The sequence below is a fragment of the Clostridium cavendishii DSM 21758 genome (assembly GCF_900141845.1).
GTDB classification, from domain to species: domain Bacteria; phylum Bacillota; class Clostridia; order Clostridiales; family Clostridiaceae; genus Clostridium_AG; species Clostridium_AG cavendishii.
The window spans coordinates 155,623-172,567 of record NZ_FQZB01000009.1 but is presented as its reverse complement, the minus strand read 5'-3'; the positions used below and the strand labels follow the sequence as shown (position 1 = coordinate 172,567).

The window sequence follows — 16,945 nt, the reverse complement described above, 5'->3', positions numbered from 1 at the left end:
TATTTATATTATATTGCTAAACACAAAATAAAGGTAACGCAAATTTAGTTTTGGGCAAGCATATTACAATGTATATATAATTTTTATAAGTTAAATCAGTAGAGGTAAGAAAAGAAACCTATAGTTCATAACGTTCTTTTATATATTACAAAAAAATTAAATTTAATAAAATATGGTGAAATAAATTAGTATAAATGGTATTATATATGTAGAATAATTTACATAATTTAATTTGGAGATTAATATGAATAAAGACTTGAATATAAATGAATACATTAAAAGTAAGAAAAGAAAAAAAAGGGTGAAAAAGGCTATACTTTCAATAATTCTTATAGCTGCAATATTAGTATTAATTTTGTTTAAAGCACCCATATTTAATATTAAAAATTTAGAAATACAAGGAAATAAAAGTGTAGATAAAAACAAAATAATAAAATTAGATACTGTTTTAAATAAAAATATATTTTATCTAGATCTTAAATCTATAAAAGAAACTATATTATTAAATCCATATATAAAAGAGGTAGAAATTGAAAAATCTTACCCGAATAAAATTATAGTAGCAGTAGAAGAAAGAAAGCCTAGCTTTTTTGTAAAAGATGGAGAAGGATTTTTAGTATTAAATGAAGAACTTAGGATTATGGAAAGGCTATCTTCTATAGATGGGTTAGATGTTACAGAAATAAGTGGTTTAAATATAGATAATAAAGATATAGGCTCTATAATAACAAAAGAATCAAAGAAGCAAAAAGTAGCTAATAGCTTAGCAGAACTTTTAAAACAAAATACAAGTAATGTTAAATTTAAATCTTTCGATATAACTAAAACTCAGGAGTTAAAGTTAACAGTAGGGGACATAATAATAAGCATAGGAAATGATGAAAATTTAAAGAATAAACTTAATTATGCAATAAACATAATAACAGATCAAAATTTGAATGGTAAAAAGGGTTATATAGATGTTAGTTTTGATGGGAATCCTGTCTTTAAGGTTGAATAGAATGGAGTGGTTTAAATGAAGAAAATAACTTCACAGATAGCTGTGGCATTGGTGTGTGCTTTATTAGGTTTTTTATTAGCATATCAATTTAAATTATTGAACAGCAAAGAGAAAGCTACAGTGGATAATTTTGATAAAAGCGATATCATAGCAGAAAATGAAAATTTGAGAAAAGAAAAAGAATCTTTAATAAGTAAAAACGAAAGTTTAACTGAAAATTTAAAGAAGATAGAGCAAGCAGCAGCAGCTAGAGGTGATGTTAATCAAGAAACAAAAAATGAATTGGATAAAACTAGAATGATGCTTGGTACTGAAGATGTTAAAGGCAAAGGAATAATTTTAACTCTTACGCCTAAAAATAATATGTTATCAGAAAAACCTAAGCTTAGTGAATTTGAAATTATTTATTTAATAAATATTCTAAATTTTGCAGGTGCTGAAGCTATATCGATAAATGATTATAGAATAACTCCTCAAACTGGAGTGGTTAGTGCAGCTGGAGATAAAATATGGATAGGAAATAATGATCCTATTTCTCCGACAGGTTCTTTAGAGATTAAAGCTATAGGCAATCAAGTTAATCTCAAAAAGCAAATTACTTTTCCAGGGTATATGAGCCAATTGAATTTGGGTAATTATTCCTATGAGATAAAAAATAAAGATGATATGTTAATAAAAAAGAGTAATCAAAATTTAGTTTCAGAATTTATAAAACCAGTTCAATAAAGAGGTGATTAGATGATAGCGTTTATAGGTTTATTAATAGGAATATTAATAGGAGCAATTTGGAAAATTAATATACCAGAAAAGTTTTCTCCATATATGTCAGTTGCAATATTAGCTTGTTTAGATTCAGTATTTGGAGCTGTTAGAGCAAGTTTATCTAAGAGTTTTCAAGCTGATATTTTTATATCCGGTTTTTTTGGAAATGCAGCACTTGCAGCAGGACTTGCGTATTTAGGAGATAAACTTGGAATACCAATACATTTTGCAGCTGTAATTGTTTTTGGTAGCAGAATATTTGATAATTTTGCTATAATAAGAAGATTACTAATAGAAAAAGCTAAGTCACGTTAAGAGGTGTTTTTATGAAAAACAAAGAGGTATCACTTTTTGTATTTATAGCTTCAATTATAATAGGCCTTCTTATTTCATTTAATATAAGCTTGAAGCCTTCTGCTCCAAAATCTCAACTAAGTGCAAAAGAATATCAAGAGGCTGTTAAGAAGAAAAATAGCTTGTATAATGATATAGCTAAACTTAGAGAAAATAATAAGAATATAAGCAATAAAATAAATGAATATAATTATTCTACTAAAAAGGAAGAAAATTTAGTAAAAGCTATAAATAGAGAATTGGAAGAAAATAAAGCTCTTACAGGATTAGGTGCAGCTCATGGAAAAGGAATAAGAATAATAATTAGTGATAGTGAACAGAAGATTGGTTCTGCAAATACAGATAATGATGAAGAACAAGCGCTTAAATTGGTTCATGATAATGATTTATTATTAATTATGAATGATATCCGCGTGGCACGTGGAGAGGCTATTGCTATAAATAATGAAAGACTTATGTTTAACTCAGAAATAATTTGTTATGGGGCATTTGTACGCTTTAATAAAACTACTAGATCTCCAGAACCATATTACATTGATGTTATAGGAGAACCAGAATTTTTAAAAAATGCTCTTTTAGCAGCTGGAAGTCATTTGAAATCACTTATACTTAGGGGTATAAGTGTAGAAATAGAGACACATGATGACATTAAGTTAGAGGCTTATAAGGGAAAGATTGATTTTAATAATATAATATTTCAAAAATAATCAGAGAAAATATAAAAAACATGATGATATTTTATATCAGGTTATATTGAAGAGGTTTTTAGTTATTTTTAATATTTTTAATATTTAATTAAAGTTTGTGAAGGAATTTTAGTTTTTATGAAGAATATATACTATCGTAGACATAAGAGAAAAGAGGTATTTAGCTAGTGGATATAAAAAATAATTTAATTAATATTGAAAAGAGTATACCAAAAGATGTTAAACTTGTTGCTGTATCCAAATATAAACCTATAGAAATGCTTCAGGAAGCATATGAAGCAGGAATCAGGGATTTTGGAGAAAATAAGGTTCAAGAATTACAGGATAAATATGATAAATTTCATAAAGATGTAAAATGGCATTTTATTGGACATTTACAAACAAACAAGGTAAAATATATTGTAGGTAAGGTTAACCTTATTCATTCACTAGATAGTGTTAAATTACTTAATGAATTAGAAAAAAACTACAAGAATAAAGATATAATAGCTGATGTTCTAATACAGATAAATATAGGTAGAGAAGAAAATAAATATGGAATATTAGAAGAAGAATTAATTTCTTTAATAGAAGAGGTAGAAAAGTGTAGTTTCGTAAAAGTTAAGGGATTAATGGCCATATTACCTAAAGGAGATGAAGTTTCTAATAGAGAATATTTTAAAAGAATGTATAAAATATGGAGTGATATGAAAGCAAAAAACTTCAAAAACATAACTATGGAGATATTATCTATGGGAATGAGTAATGATTATAAAATAGCTATAGAAGAAGGAGCCAATATGGTTCGTGTAGGGCAAGGCATATTTGGGAAAAGAGATTAGTATTAAGTTAATAAAGTATTAAATTAGGAGGATTTTATTATGGCTGCTAAAATGTTTAATAAAATGAAAGAAATTTTTGGCTTTGAAGATTATGAAGAGGATTATGAAGAATACGATGAAGAAGTAACTGGAAATGAAGTAGAAGAAGAAATAGAGCCAGTATTATCATCAAAAAGAAGTGGAAAAGTAGTAAATATTCATACTGCTAGTTCTGCAAAGGTAATGATAACAAAACCTACTATGTATGAAGATGCTACAGAAATATGTGATTCATTAAGAAATAGAAAAATAGTTGTTGTAAATACTACAGCTTTAGAGAATAGAATAGCACAAAGATTATTAGACTTTATAAGTGGTTCATGTTATGCGTTATCAGGAGAGCTTCAAGAAATAGAAAAAGGTGTATACATTTTATCACCTTCAAATGTTGAAGTTACAAATGAACTTAAAAATGAATTAAGTTCAAAGGGGTTATTCAATTGGTCTAAATAATTAGGAGGTGATATATATATTAGTTTTATTTTTTAGATTATTATTTAGTTGTATAGAACTAGTTATATTACTTGATTGCATATTTTCTTTTATATATCCTTATGATAGTAATAATAAGTATGTAAGACTTGTTAGAGATATTGCGGACCCTATTTTAGAACCTTTTAGAAAGCTTCAAAACAAATATATAAACGGCTTAAATATAGATTTATCACCAATATTTGCACTTATAGCGTTATCTTTAATTAGAAGAATATTATTTGTATTTATAATATAGTGGATAAAAATTCATTTATAGCCATGTTTAGAAAAGAAAGTTTTGAAGAAGCTACAAAATTATATGATAAATTTAAGATAGCAAGAGGAAAAGGGTATACAGTTTTTACTAAGGAATTATATACTCCAGACATATGGAAAGTGTTAGAAGATATTTCGGATAATTTTATCAAAATAGATAGCTATGGTATTTTTGAAGAGGCTGAGAGAAGAATTATAGCTTTTAATAACTATGAAGAGTGTTTTCCATTAGATTTAATAAAAATTACTGTGAAAAACAAATTTATAACATTAAACCATAGAGATTTTTTAGGAAGTATAATGTCCTTGGGAATAAATAGAAATAGGATTGGAGATTTAACAGTTAAAGATAATACATGTTATTTATCAGCTCATAGGGAAGTCACAACTTATCTATTAGATAATCTTATTAAAATTAGAAATTCAAATTGTGAACTACATATAATTGAAAATGAAAAAGATTATCCTAAAGTTTCGTATGATGCAAAGACGATAAATGTAAATTCTTTAAGATTAGATGCAGTAGTTGCTTCCATAGCTAATGTATCTAGAAGTGAAGCATTGATATTGTTGAAATCTGGAAAAGTATTACTTAATTATTATGTACAAAATGAAAAAAGTAAGGATATAAGTTTAAAGGATAAGATAACAATAAGAGGTTATGGAAAATTTATTGTTAATGAATATTTAGGAAGTAGTAAAAGTGGACGATTAAAAATTGAAATATTAAAATATTCATAGTAGAGGTGATAATATGAAACTAACTCCGATGGAAATAAATAATAAAGAGTTTAAAAGAGGATTAAGAGGATATAATGCTGAAGAAGTAGATGAGTTTTTAGATGAAATTGTTGAAAATTATGAGGAACTTTATAAGGAAAATTCAGTTTTAAAAGAAAGACTTACAGCGTTAAATGAAAAGGTGGATCATTATGCTAAAATAGAAAGCACAATACAAAATACTTTATTACTTGCGCAAAATACAGCGGAACAAGCGAAAGCTACAGCACAAAAAGAATCTGATATGTTAATCAAAAATGCAAATGAAACAGCTCAGAAGATTTTAGATAAGGCCCATAATGATGTTATTCACATAAATGATGAATATGATAGAGTAAAACAAGAATTTGTAAAATTTAGAGCTAAATTTAGGAATTTTATGAATACTCAGTTAGAAACTTTTGATGATTTAGAAAGAGAATGCATAAAACATTTTAACATAGCGAAACCAGAGGATATGCAAGAAAAAGGTATACATATTGATTCAAACAATGAAAACAATTTTGCTAATTTACCTGAAGAAAATATAGAGAGCTCTGAAATAGAAGAAATAAAAAGTTATTTTGCTAATAAATAATAAAAATCTCACTCATATGAGTGAGATTTTTATAATTACATAAATTCCAATAAATATTAATTAGAACATATATATTAAAAGTATATTGCTTTTATTAGCAATTTTTCTTATTATATATAATTGAAAGCAATTTAAGGCTTATGCAGAAAAATAATGAACTAAATATACTAGTATATTAAATTGTTATTTTTCTGAATATGCCTAAACTAATGAAGTAGTAGGAAAGAGGAACTTTAATAATGGATGAATTAAATGTAATAAATGCAAAAAGGCAGTTTGATATAGGAAATTTTGATTTTGGAGGTAAGGAAAAAATATATATTTCAGGTCCGTGTTCTGTGGAAAGTTATGATTCTATGAGAGAAATAGCAAAAGAACTAAAAGCAATTGGAGTAAATATGTTAAGAGGAGGTATATATAAACCTAGAACATCTCCACATGATTTTCAAGGTATTGGAGATGATGGACTTTCTATACTTAGTTCTATAAAAAAAGAATTTGATATACCTGTTTCAACAGAAATTTTAGATATAAGAGATATCGAAAAAGCAGTAAATCATATAGATGTTATTCAAATAGGAACAAGGAATATGTATAATTACACACTTCTCAATGAAGTTGCAAAAACTAAACTCCCCATAATACTTAAAAGAGGTATGAGTGCTACTATTAGGGAATGGATACTTGCAGCTGAGTATATAGCTAAAGCAGGAAATAATAAAATAATATTTTGTGAAAGAGGAATAAGAAGTTTTGAGACTATAACTAGAAATACAATAGATATAAATGCAGTTGCATATATGAAGGAAGTATATAATTTACCAGTAATAGTAGATCCGAGTCATGGAACAGGTATTAGAGATATAGTGAAGAGAACTTCTTTTGCAGCTATAGCTTGTGGAGCTGATGGGCTTATAATAGAAAGTCATGTAAATCCTGATAATGCAATTTCTGATGCAGCTCAAACAATAGATATAAAAACTATGAAAGAAATAATAGATACAGGAAATAAAATAAATAGTTTATTATTATAGTTATAAAAAATTGTCCTTTTGAAAGAATATAAAGTATGTATCAATTTTTGAAAGGATGATTTTTATGCAAGACAAAGAACTTTTGAATTATAAAAATAAGCTTTTAAAGGAAAAAGATAGAGTTTTGAAATTACTTGAACAGATGGAGAAAAACGAAGTAATAAATTCTAATGTAGAAATAGCATCAGAACTTTCTTTATATGATAACCATCCATCTGATATAGCTACTGAAACATTTGATATAGAAAAGGGAAGAGCTTTATATAATAATGAAAAAAATTTATTATATAAAGTAGATAATTCATTAAAGGAAATAGAAAATGGAACATATGGAATATGTAAAAAGTGTGGAGCTCAAATAGCAAAGGAAAGACTAGATTTTTTACCATATGCAGAAAATTGTATAAATTGTCAAAATGCGATTAGTGAAGTGGAAACATTTCATTCTAAAGAAAGACCAACAGAAGAAAGTAGTATAGAAAAACCTTTTAAAATGGGATTTAATAGAGTTGGTGGTAGTAAATTGGGGATAGATGAAGATGTCCCATATACATCACAAAAGAATGTTAACAATGTGTATGGTGTAGAAGAATATTATTATGATGATGATGAATATGTAGAAGAGATTGAAAAAATAAGTAACGAGGTATATAAAAATCAGTTACCAGACTAAAAATTCTAAGCTATAAATTAGGCATATGAAAGAAAATAATGAATTAAATATATTATCATACTATTTCAGTATTTTCTGGAATATGCCTTAGTAAGTTTAATATAAAAAAGGAAGTTGATTTATGGAAAAAATTTTACTAGAAGTACAACAAAGTGAAGAGGCGCAAAGAATAGATAAGTTATTAACTTTAAAAATAGAAAAATTATCTAGAAATTTTATACAAGGACTTTTTGAAAATGAAAGCATAAAGGTTAATGATAAGTTTGTAAAAAGTAAATACAAAGTAAAAGTGGGAGATAAAATAGAGGTGGACATACCTGAGGCTGAAGAGCTTAGAGTTGAGCCAGAGGATATACCACTTAATATAATTTATGAAGATGAGGATGTTGTAGTTATAAATAAACCACAGGGGATGGTGGTACACCCCGCACCTGGGAATTATAATGGTACATTAGTAAATGCACTTCTATATCATTGCAAGGATTTATCGGGTATAAATGGAGTTATAAGGCCAGGTATAGTTCATAGAATAGATAAAGATACATCAGGTGTTTTGGTTGTGGCAAAGAATGATAATGCTCACAACCATTTAGCAGCCCAATTTAAAGAACACAGTATAAAGAGAGAATATTATGCGTTGGTAGAAGGACGAATAAAAAAAGAGGGTGGGGTGATAAATGCACCTATAGGGCGACATGTAAATGATAGGCTTAAATTTGCAGTTGTTAAAGAAGGAAAACATGCAGTGACTCATTATGAGGTATTAGAGGTTTATGGTGGTTATAGTTTAGTTAAATGTAGATTAGAAACAGGTAGAACACACCAAATAAGGGTTCATATGAGCTTTATAGGGCATCCGCTTGTTGGAGATACTGTATATGGTCTTAAAAAGCAAAAGATGGCTCAAACAGGTCAAGTACTTCATGCTAAGACATTAGGTTTTATACATCCTAAAACTAATGAATATATTGAATTTGATTCAGAACTACCAGAAAACTTTAAAAGATTATTAGAAAAGTTAAGAAAAATTTAAAAAAAGGATTTGGAGGGGTAATTTATGAAATTAAAAGCATTACTTATGGATGAAAAAGCTATAAATAGAAGTTTGGTTAGAATATCCCATGAAATTATAGAAAAGAATAAAGGGGTAGAAGATATAATATTAGTAGGTATAAAAAGAAGGGGATATCCACTTGCACAAAGGATAGCAAATCAAATAGAAAAAATAGAAGGTATAAAAATACCAGTTGGAAGTGTAGATATAACTCTTTATAGAGATGATTTATCAAACATAAGTGAAATGCCAAATATAAATAGTACAGATATAGAAACACCTATAAAAGGGAAAAAAGTAATTTTAGTTGATGATGTATTATTTACGGGTAGGACAGTAAGAGCAGCTATAGATGCTGTAATAGATACTGGAAGACCAAGTGGAATACAACTTGCTGTATTAGTAGATAGGGGGCATAAGGAACTTCCTATAAGAGCAGATTTTGTAGGAAAGAATGTACCTACATCTAGGGATGAGATTGTTAAGGTTCAAATACTTGAAATAGATGAAGAAGATTCAGTCAAAATATATGAGAATTAAATTGAAATTAAAGGAGAATTTAAATGGAATATGATTTAATTGCTACTACAACATTTGGAATAGAAGCAATAACAGCAAAAGAGTTAAAAAGTTTAGGATATGAAGATTTAAAATTAGAAAATGGTAGAGTATCTTTTCAAGGGGATGAAATGGATATAGCCATTTCAAATATATGGCTTAGAACAGCAGAGAGAGTACTTATAAAAGTTGCTGAGTTTAAGGCTACAAGTTTTGAAGAGCTTTTTAAGGGTACTGAAGAAGTAGATTGGGGAAAATATATACCTCAAAATGGATTTATGCATGTAAATGGAAAATCAGTTAAATCAACCCTATATAGTGTTCCAGATTGTCAATCAATAGTTAAAAAAGCCATAGTTAAAAGTATGCAAAGAACTTATAATACTACATGGTTTCCAGAAGATGGACCAACTTATAAAATAGAAGTTGCTATACTAAAAGATGTAGTTACTTTAACTATAGATACATCAGGACAAGGTCTTCATAAAAGAGGTTATAGGGAAAATTCAGGAGAAGCGCCGCTTAAAGAAACGCTAGCTGCATCTATGGTTTTACTTTCAAAATGGAAAGAAGATAGATTTTTAGTAGATCCATTTTGTGGGTCAGGAACTATACTTATAGAAGCTGCTTTAATAGGAGCTAATATAGCACCAGGACTTCATAGAAACTTTGTTTGTGAAACTTGGCCATCAATGGATGAGGAAGTTTTTAAACAAGTTAGAGAGGGGGCAGAAAAATCTATTAAAAAGCCAGATATGCAGTTAATCGGCTTTGATATAAATGATTGGGTATTAAAAACTGCAAGAAGAAATGCTGAAAAAGCAAAGGTAAGAGAGTATATAGATTTCCAAAAGTTAGACTTCAACGAATTTTCATCTAAAAAGAAATATGGTTACATAATAACTAACCCACCTTATGGTGAAAGAATTGGAGAGAAATCAGCAGTAGAGGCACTTAATAGAAGAATGGGAAAAGTTAAAAAAGAGTTAGACACTTGGGACTTTAATATTTTAACTGCAGCTGAAAGTTTCCAAAACTTATTTGGTAGAAAAGCTACTAAAAATAGAAAACTATATAACGGTAGACTTCTATGTTACTACTATCAATACTTAGATAATGAATTAAAATAAAAATAGCAAGGCTATAATAGTGTTTTTTACTATTATAGCCTTATCTTTTATTTTAATTTTTTTAGGTCTAATTCTTTTGGCTCAGCATATATTGTTTTGTTAGTATAATAAATTACCATACCAGGTTTAGCGCCAGAAGGTTTTTTAACATTTTTAACAGCAGTATAGTCAATAGGCACTTTTGAAGAATTTTTCCCCTTACTATAGAAAGCGGCTAATGTAGCTGCCTCTTCTAAGGTCTGTTCTGGTACATCAGTTGTTTTTATTATAACATGTGAACCAGGCATGTTTTTAGCATGTAACCATACATCTGTTTTACTTGCAAACTTTAAAGTTAGAAAATCATTTTGAATATTATTTTTTCCCACATAAATATCTATACCATCAGAAGAAATAAAGTGCATTGGCTTAGATGGTTTATTTTTATTTTTAGGATTTTTCTTAAACTTAATATAACCAGAATCCATAAGTTCAGATTTTATATCTTCAATATCAGTATAAGTTTCTACATTGTTTAAATTAGAGTCTACGGAATTTAAATATTCAAGTTCTTCATTTGCAAGGGCTAGTTGAGCTATAGCATTTTCTTCTGATTTTTTTAATTTATTATATTTTTTGAAATAGTTTTGAACATTTTCAGAAGGAGATTTATTCTCATCTAAGCTTATAGTTATATATTCTTCCGTATCACTATAGTAATTAAGTAGTTCTACGCTTTTAGATCCAGCATTAATACTATAAATATAAGAAGTTAAGAGTTCTCCTTTAAGTTTTATAGAATCTTTTTCTTCACAATCCTTTAAAGTAGATTCTAAAATTGAAATTTTCTTTTTACATCTCTCTATGTTTGTGTGCAAAAGCCTGTGAAGTTCTTGACCTCTATTACTTAAACGTTCTTGTTTGTCTTTATTTACGTAATAGATATCTAATAGTTCAGAATGTGAATCAAAATGTAATGTTTCATATTCTTTTAAACTAATTAAATTAAAGAAGCTAAAGTCTTTAAATATTCCATTATCTAAATATATAACGTGATCCTTATTATTAAGGAGTGAATTCAAAGTATTTATTGTAAAATCTAAAATAGTATTTTCATTTAAAGTAATATTTTTAGCTGTAGCTAATAAAAATAATTCTTTTGATAAAGGTTTGGCTATACCTGTAAAGAGTTTTGAAAAAATGTTATCATCAAAGCCAAGATTATTTTCAAGTATTATAGATGAAATATCTTGTGATGTTGTATTAAATGGATTTAATTTTGATGATTTTGGAGGGAAAACATAATTAACCCCAGGATAAAGTACTCTATAGCTATTTACATCAAAGCTTATATGCTTTATAGATTCCATAACCTTATTATCACGTTGTCTAACTAAGCTTATATTACTATGACGTCCCATTATTTCAACGATTAAGCTATACATACTTTGAAAACCTAATTCGTCGTTGCATTCTATGTCAATACATAATACTCTATCTGTATCAAGTTGCCTTATATCTAGTATTTTACCACCTATTAGATATTTTCTTAAAACCATGCAAAACATAGGTGCTTGCTTAGGATTTTCTTTTTGATAAGTAGAAAAGTGTATTCTAGGACAATTGGAACTAGCTGAAATAAGGAGTTTTTTTTGCTCACGTCCTCTTAGAGTGAGAATGACTTCATCCTTTTCAGGCTGATTAATTTTATCTATTTTTAAATTAATCATTGAACTTTTTAATTCTTGTATTAAACTATATAAGTAGATACCGTCAAATGCCATATATATCTTTCCTTTCAAATATGTTAAACTAATGATAGTATAACATTTAGGCATCATAAAATAAATAACTAGTTAGTTATTTGGAGTTGCCTTTAAAGGAAAGTTTATCAACAATAATTGAATAGGGGTGTAATAATGAAATTTTCAAAGATGCAAGGAAATGGAAATGATTTTTTAGTTATAGAGGACCTTAGTGGTAATTTAATAGGGAGAGAAAGTGAAGTTTCTAAAAGGCTATGTAATAGAAAATTTGGAATAGGTGCAGATGGGATACTTATAGTAAGAAACAATAGTAAAGCTGATATAGAAATGATTATTATAAATTCAGATGGATCATATGCTTCAATGTGTGGTAATGGAATAAGATGTTTTGCAAAATATGTTTATGAAAGAAATATAGTAAAGAAACATATAATAAGCATAATGACTGGTGATGGAATAAAAGAAGCTGATTTAACGATTAAAGATGATAAGGTTGAAAAAATAAAAATATTTATGGGTAAAGAGGACTATAATCCAGCTAAGATACCATCTATAAACGAAGGTGAAATAATTAACAAACAAATTTTAATAGGTGAGGAATCTTTTATAATAAGTTCAGTTAGGATGGGGGTACCTCATACAGTGCTAATTGAAGATCAAGAAATGGATATAAACATAGGTGGAAGGATTGAAAAATACGAAGCTTTTCCTGAAGGAACTAATGTTAATTTTTGTAAAGTGATAGATAGAAAAAATATAAAGGTTAGGACATGGGAGCGAGGAGCAGGACCTACATTAGGGTGTGGTACAGGAAATTGTGCATCAGTAGTGATTGCAAATAGGTTAGGATTGATAGATGATAGTGTTACAGTAATAGTACCAGGTGGTAGACTTCAAGTAGAACTAAAAGAAGAGGGAGTTTATATGATAGGAGATGCTGAATTTATTTGTGATGGAATAAGTTATATATAGCGAGGTCAAGATGTTAAAAAAGAGGTGTATATTTTTTATAGTAGTAAGTTTAACTTTAATTTTTATTGGGTGTAATGATAAAAAAGGTAATGTGGAGCCAGAGGTAAGTAAGGCTAAATTTTCAATGGAAGAAACTTTAATTTTAGACGAGAATTCAAAGTCTTTTTATACAATAGATAATCATAAGTTAAAAGCGAAAGAACTAGCTATTACTGATGAAGAAATCTTATGCTTTAATAAAGATACTTTAGTAACTGCAATCAATAGTAAAAATGGAGAAGATATAATACTTTATAAGGGTAATAAGGTGTATAAAACAAGTTTTATAGGAGAGTTAGAATATTTCAATTTTAATAAAGAAGCTTCAAAAGCTATATATAAATTGAAATCTAAAGATGATGAATACGAGTATGGAATATTGGATTTATTAACTTCAAAAACTAGTAAAATAGATATGGATATAGCTATATCTGGAAATTTGATAGAATTTATAAATGATTCAAATTTAATTTTTTATGGGGCAAGTAAAACAGAGAAAGTTAGTGGTATTTACAGGTATAATATAGAAACTAAAGAGGTTAACCTTATAAAAGGGATAAATAACGGCTTTATTACATATATAAAGCCTATAAGTGAAGAATGTTTTATATATTTATTATCTAATTTTAATGATGAAAAGGTTACTTTTAAATATAATATAAATAATTCTAAAGAGTATATTGTATCAAAAGATATAACGAAAATTAAAGATATATTAGAATATAAAGATCAAATTTTTATGATAGGAAGTTTAAAAAATAATTTATTCAGTTTATATGGTATAAAAGATAATAAAGTAAATAGATTAGTTTATGATTTTCCAAGAGGTATTAGTGATGATAGCAATATTATACAGGTAAATGAAAGAATAGTTTTTGAAGGATATGATAAAAATCAAGAAAAAAATAATTTGTTTGAATATAATTTGTTAGATAAATCTACTAATATCATATCAAATAATGATGGTAAATATAGAATAATAAAAAAGTCCGATAAATATTAATTTATTGGACTTTTTTATTTGTTTAATATTGTAAAATGTGGATATCATATAAGGTGGAGGTGGTTTTGATGGGATAACCATAAAAGATATTGATATAAGTTATATGGATAAGATTAGTATGGAAATGGCCTATAATATGAATATATTATCAGTTGGTGAAAAGGACGGGACGTTGACATTTTATACTGGCAAAGCTGAATTTGTAAATAAAAAATATCTTTCATTAATATATGATAAAAATATAGAGCTCATAGATGCTAGTGAAGCACAAATAAAAGAAATATTAGATAAAATATATAATACTTCTTTAGGTATTTATAGTAGTGAAGAATTTACTAAAAGACAAATAGAAGAGATTATAAAAACAGCAATATCGATGAAGGTTAGTGATATACATTTCGAACCTCAGAAAAAATATGTAAATATTAGATTTAGAAAAGATGGAAATCTTTTTATATATGAGAAGCTTAAATTTAAAGATTATAATAATATAATTATTAGAGTTAAGCTTTTATCTAATATGGATATATCTGATAAGTTAAGAGCGCAAGATGGTAAAATGATTTTTTATTATAGCAATAATGAAGACTTAGATATTAGAATATCTACAATTCCTTGTGTTTATGGTGAGAAACTTGTAATGAGAATACTTTATAGAGATGAAGAACTTATAAATTTAAAAAAACTTAATTTTACTGAAAATCAATTAAAGAAAATTTATGGATTATTAAAGCTTAAGCATGGAATAGTTATAGTTAATGGACCTACTGGAAGTGGAAAATCTACAACTCTCTATTCAATGCTAAAGGAAGTAAATAAGGATGATATAAATATATCTACAATAGAAGATCCTGTAGAATTTTGTATAGATGGAATAACACAAATAAATATAAATGAAAAAATAGGGTTAAGTTTTTCAAGTGGGTTAAAACATTTATTAAGGCAAGATCCTGATATAGTAATGATAGGTGAAATAAGAGATGAGAATACTGCTAAGATAGCTGTTAGAGCAGCTATAACAGGGCATAAAGTTTTTTCTACAATTCATACCAATAATCCAGAAGAAGTATTTTATAGATTATTAGATATGGGAGTTGAAAAATATTTGTTGATGCAAGCTATTAACGGAGTAATATCTCAAAGGCTTGTTAGATTATTGTGTCCAAAATGTAAAACGAGAATAAGAAAAGAAGATATTGATTATGATATAAACTATTTTGAATTAAATAGTACACTATATAAAGCAAAAGGCTGTGAAGCTTGTAATTTTACAGGTTATAATGGTAGAACTATGATTTCAGAAATTTTAATTGTAGATAAAAATTTTATAAAAAATTTAAAAGATGGAAAGGAATTTTTATATAAAAAGGAAGAGGATATATTAAGTAGTTGCAAATATTTAGCTGAGAAGGGAGTTGTTTCTGTAGAAGATTTTTTTGCACTAAAGGATGGTGAAGGAATAATAAATGAACTTTAAAAAAAATTATGAAAGTATATTTATTATACTTTGGAATATTTATTTCAATTTGAAGGCTGGTATTCCAATAAATAAATCAATAAAATTAGTACAAGATATTTTGAAAAATAAAAGATATAAAAGCTCTATTGAAATTATAGAGAAAGATATAGAATCAGGTCATTCACTATATGAAGCTTTTTTTAAGCAGAAAGAATTATATCCAAGCTTAATGATAGATATGATACGGGTAGGTGAAGAGAGTGGTAGTTTAGAAATTGTATTAAAAACTTTATGTGAACATTATAAAAAAGTAAATAGGATAAAGAAAAAGATATTAAACATAATGATTTATCCAATATTTTTAAGTGTAATGATATTTTTATCATTAATATTATTTTTAACATTTATATTGCCTACATTTGTAAATATGTATGATGGAGTAAATGCTAAACTAGATAATTTCACAGGATTTTTAATGTTTTTGAGCAAAGATATATCAAAGAATAAGATATTTTGGATTGTCTTAATTATGTTATTATTTATAATTAAATTTTTATTTGTAGTAATAGTTATAAATGTATTTAAAAGGCTTAATATAGTTCCAAGCTTAAAGATTATAAGAAGATATTATGAGCTAAATCTTATATATATATTAAATTTAATATCTAAATCAGGTCAAGCCTTTTATAACAGTTTTAGTATTTTGCAGGAGAATTTAGCTTCATATGTTATTAAAGATTATATAAAAATTATAAGTGATAATTTAAAAAAAGGATTTCCGTTAAGCGAGTCTATGCAAAATATAAAGCATATATCTAAAACAACGCTAACATTTGTACAAAGTGGAGAACAATCAGGTAGTTTAGATGAAAGTTTAGATATATTATGTGAAATTACAGAAAATGATTTTAATAATACTATTGATAAACTTTTAGGATATTTACAACCTATAGTTATGATTTTCTTAGGAATTATAATAGGGGGTATGGTGCTTATGGTGTTTGTACCTATGTATTCGTATATGAATTATGTATAAAAGGATTAAGGGAATAACATTAATAGAATTATTGTTATATTTATCTTTAATAGCCATTATATTTGCTTCAGAAATATGTTTAATAGGATTTGCTAGGGCACAAAAGCAAAAAGCTGAGGAGAGTATAATGATTTCAGAAATAGAATCATTATTCATGTATAGTAAAGAGTATTCGCTAGCTAATAATTGCATATGTCAAGTGATTGTAGATAATCCTAAGAATAGTATTAAGGTAAAAAGTTCAAAAGACATGGATAAAATAAGAGAAATTAATTTAAATAAGATGAAAATATATAATGCAAATAGATATTTATATACAGTAGGAAATGATGGCCGTATAGGAGAAGGAGGAACTATTTGCATTAGTAGTGATGAAAGTAAAAAGAAATTTGAATTTGTGATAGGTGTAGGAACTGACAATATTAGAATTAATGAGGTGAAATAAAAATAGA

General features: G+C 26.9%; 20 protein-coding genes. 19 read left to right on the top strand and 1 reads right to left on the bottom strand.

Translation table 11 applies throughout. The features are described from left to right. Positions 1–244: 244 nt before the first annotated feature. The 14 genes from BUB01_RS11050 to BUB01_RS10985 all read left to right on the top strand — a co-directional run bounded on the left by BUB01_RS11050 (position 245) and on the right by BUB01_RS10985 (position 10,239). A complete protein-coding gene (locus tag BUB01_RS11050; RefSeq protein ID WP_072987332.1) occupies positions 245–1,000 on the top strand; it encodes a cell division protein FtsQ/DivIB in 756 nt (251 codons plus the stop codon). Between the two features lie 15 nt (positions 1,001–1,015). Then, positions 1,016–1,726 (top strand): DUF881 domain-containing protein, encoded by a 711-nt coding sequence (locus tag BUB01_RS11045; RefSeq protein ID WP_072987329.1) that lies wholly within the window; start codon positions 1,016–1,018, stop codon positions 1,724–1,726. A gap of 12 nt (positions 1,727–1,738) precedes the next feature. After that, positions 1,739–2,077 carry a small basic family protein gene (locus BUB01_RS11040; RefSeq protein WP_072987326.1) on the top strand — a complete coding sequence of 113 codons (339 nt, stop codon included), beginning with the start codon at positions 1,739–1,741 and terminating at the stop codon, positions 2,075–2,077. Between the two features lie 11 nt (positions 2,078–2,088). Next, positions 2,089–2,823 (top strand): DUF881 domain-containing protein, encoded by a 735-nt coding sequence (locus BUB01_RS11035; RefSeq protein WP_072987323.1) that lies wholly within the window; start codon positions 2,089–2,091, stop codon positions 2,821–2,823. A 167-nt stretch (positions 2,824–2,990) separates the two neighbouring features. Beyond that, the gene (locus BUB01_RS11030; protein ID WP_072987321.1) at positions 2,991–3,644 is read left to right on the top strand and encodes a YggS family pyridoxal phosphate-dependent enzyme; all 654 of its coding nucleotides are present in this window, start codon (positions 2,991–2,993) and stop codon (positions 3,642–3,644) included. Positions 3,645–3,683: 39 nt separating this feature from the next. Continuing rightward, positions 3,684–4,136 carry a cell division protein SepF gene (locus BUB01_RS11025; RefSeq protein WP_072987318.1) on the top strand — a complete coding sequence of 151 codons (453 nt, stop codon included), beginning with the start codon at positions 3,684–3,686 and terminating at the stop codon, positions 4,134–4,136. Between the two features lie 7 nt (positions 4,137–4,143). Next, positions 4,144–4,413: a YggT family protein gene (locus BUB01_RS11020; protein WP_072987313.1), complete on the top strand. Its 270-nt coding sequence runs from the start codon at positions 4,144–4,146 to the stop codon at positions 4,411–4,413. A 23-nt stretch (positions 4,414–4,436) separates the two neighbouring features. Then, the gene (locus BUB01_RS11015; protein ID WP_072987593.1) at positions 4,437–5,174 is read left to right on the top strand and encodes a YlmH/Sll1252 family protein; all 738 of its coding nucleotides are present in this window, start codon (positions 4,437–4,439) and stop codon (positions 5,172–5,174) included. Positions 5,175–5,187: 13 nt separating this feature from the next. After that, positions 5,188–5,790, top strand: coding sequence for a DivIVA domain-containing protein (locus BUB01_RS11010; protein ID WP_072987310.1), 603 nt, complete (start codon positions 5,188–5,190; stop codon positions 5,788–5,790). Between the two features lie 239 nt (positions 5,791–6,029). Then, the gene (gene aroF / locus BUB01_RS11005) at positions 6,030–6,824 is read left to right on the top strand and encodes a 3-deoxy-7-phosphoheptulonate synthase (protein WP_072987308.1); all 795 of its coding nucleotides are present in this window, start codon (positions 6,030–6,032) and stop codon (positions 6,822–6,824) included. Positions 6,825–6,888: 64 nt separating this feature from the next. Continuing rightward, complete coding sequence (locus BUB01_RS11000) at positions 6,889–7,497, top strand: TraR/DksA C4-type zinc finger protein (protein ID WP_072987304.1); 609 nt, start codon at positions 6,889–6,891, stop codon at positions 7,495–7,497. Positions 7,498–7,618: 121 nt separating this feature from the next. Further along, positions 7,619–8,530: an RluA family pseudouridine synthase gene (locus BUB01_RS10995; protein WP_072987302.1), complete on the top strand. Its 912-nt coding sequence runs from the start codon at positions 7,619–7,621 to the stop codon at positions 8,528–8,530. Positions 8,531–8,554: 24 nt separating this feature from the next. Beyond that, on the top strand, positions 8,555–9,091 hold the full coding sequence (pyrR, locus tag BUB01_RS10990) for a bifunctional pyr operon transcriptional regulator/uracil phosphoribosyltransferase PyrR (protein ID WP_072987298.1): 537 nt from the start codon (positions 8,555–8,557) through the stop codon (positions 9,089–9,091). Positions 9,092–9,114: 23 nt separating this feature from the next. After that, on the top strand, positions 9,115–10,239 hold the full coding sequence (locus BUB01_RS10985; protein WP_072987295.1) for a THUMP domain-containing class I SAM-dependent RNA methyltransferase: 1,125 nt from the start codon (positions 9,115–9,117) through the stop codon (positions 10,237–10,239). Positions 10,240–10,286: 47 nt separating this feature from the next. Here BUB01_RS10985 and BUB01_RS10980 read toward each other — a convergent pair whose 3' ends face one another. Beyond that, a complete protein-coding gene (locus tag BUB01_RS10980) occupies positions 10,287–12,002 on the bottom strand; it encodes an Rqc2 family fibronectin-binding protein (protein WP_072987293.1) in 1,716 nt (571 codons plus the stop codon). Between the two features lie 135 nt (positions 12,003–12,137). Between BUB01_RS10980 and dapF the strand changes: the two genes are divergently transcribed. From dapF to BUB01_RS10955, 5 genes are all read left to right on the top strand, one after another. Continuing rightward, complete coding sequence (gene dapF, locus BUB01_RS10975) at positions 12,138–12,956, top strand: diaminopimelate epimerase (RefSeq protein WP_072987290.1); 819 nt, start codon at positions 12,138–12,140, stop codon at positions 12,954–12,956. Positions 12,957–12,966: 10 nt separating this feature from the next. Then, positions 12,967–13,998, top strand: coding sequence for a hypothetical protein (locus BUB01_RS10970; protein ID WP_072987287.1), 1,032 nt, complete (start codon positions 12,967–12,969; stop codon positions 13,996–13,998). A 103-nt stretch (positions 13,999–14,101) separates the two neighbouring features. Further along, the gene (locus tag BUB01_RS10965) at positions 14,102–15,475 is read left to right on the top strand and encodes a GspE/PulE family protein (protein WP_072987284.1); all 1,374 of its coding nucleotides are present in this window, start codon (positions 14,102–14,104) and stop codon (positions 15,473–15,475) included. Continuing rightward, on the top strand, positions 15,465–16,493 hold the full coding sequence (locus BUB01_RS10960; RefSeq protein WP_072987281.1) for a type II secretion system F family protein: 1,029 nt from the start codon (positions 15,465–15,467) through the stop codon (positions 16,491–16,493). The genes BUB01_RS10965 and BUB01_RS10960 overlap by 11 nt, the downstream gene beginning before the upstream one ends. After that, positions 16,486–16,938, top strand: a complete 453-nt coding sequence (locus BUB01_RS10955) for a prepilin-type N-terminal cleavage/methylation domain-containing protein (protein ID WP_072987279.1) — start codon at positions 16,486–16,488, stop codon at positions 16,936–16,938. The genes BUB01_RS10960 and BUB01_RS10955 overlap by 8 nt, the downstream gene beginning before the upstream one ends. The last annotated feature ends 7 nt before the right edge of the window (positions 16,939–16,945 follow it).

Coding starts and splice junctions, on each gene's coding strand:
- BUB01_RS11045 (WP_072987329.1), top strand. CDS start 1,016: ATGAAGAAAATAACTTCACAGATAGCTGTGGCATTGGTGTGTGCTTTA.
- BUB01_RS10965 (WP_072987284.1), top strand. CDS start 14,102: ATGGATAAGATTAGTATGGAAATGGCCTATAATATGAATATATTATCA.
- BUB01_RS10960 (WP_072987281.1), top strand. CDS start 15,465: ATGAACTTTAAAAAAAATTATGAAAGTATATTTATTATACTTTGGAAT.
- BUB01_RS11050 (WP_072987332.1), top strand. CDS start 245: ATGAATAAAGACTTGAATATAAATGAATACATTAAAAGTAAGAAAAGA.
- BUB01_RS10995 (WP_072987302.1), top strand. CDS start 7,619: ATGGAAAAAATTTTACTAGAAGTACAACAAAGTGAAGAGGCGCAAAGA.
- BUB01_RS11000 (WP_072987304.1), top strand. CDS start 6,889: ATGCAAGACAAAGAACTTTTGAATTATAAAAATAAGCTTTTAAAGGAA.
- BUB01_RS11015 (WP_072987593.1), top strand. CDS start 4,437: ATGTTTAGAAAAGAAAGTTTTGAAGAAGCTACAAAATTATATGATAAA.
- dapF (WP_072987290.1), top strand. CDS start 12,138: ATGAAATTTTCAAAGATGCAAGGAAATGGAAATGATTTTTTAGTTATA.
- BUB01_RS11040 (WP_072987326.1), top strand. CDS start 1,739: ATGATAGCGTTTATAGGTTTATTAATAGGAATATTAATAGGAGCAATT.
- BUB01_RS10970 (WP_072987287.1), top strand. CDS start 12,967: ATGTTAAAAAAGAGGTGTATATTTTTTATAGTAGTAAGTTTAACTTTA.
- aroF (WP_072987308.1), top strand. CDS start 6,030: ATGGATGAATTAAATGTAATAAATGCAAAAAGGCAGTTTGATATAGGA.
- BUB01_RS10985 (WP_072987295.1), top strand. CDS start 9,115: ATGGAATATGATTTAATTGCTACTACAACATTTGGAATAGAAGCAATA.
- BUB01_RS11035 (WP_072987323.1), top strand. CDS start 2,089: ATGAAAAACAAAGAGGTATCACTTTTTGTATTTATAGCTTCAATTATA.
- BUB01_RS10980 (WP_072987293.1), bottom strand. CDS start 12,002: ATGGCATTTGACGGTATCTACTTATATAGTTTAATACAAGAATTAAAA.
- BUB01_RS11025 (WP_072987318.1), top strand. CDS start 3,684: ATGGCTGCTAAAATGTTTAATAAAATGAAAGAAATTTTTGGCTTTGAA.
- BUB01_RS10955 (WP_072987279.1), top strand. CDS start 16,486: ATGTATAAAAGGATTAAGGGAATAACATTAATAGAATTATTGTTATAT.
- pyrR (WP_072987298.1), top strand. CDS start 8,555: ATGAAATTAAAAGCATTACTTATGGATGAAAAAGCTATAAATAGAAGT.
- BUB01_RS11010 (WP_072987310.1), top strand. CDS start 5,188: ATGAAACTAACTCCGATGGAAATAAATAATAAAGAGTTTAAAAGAGGA.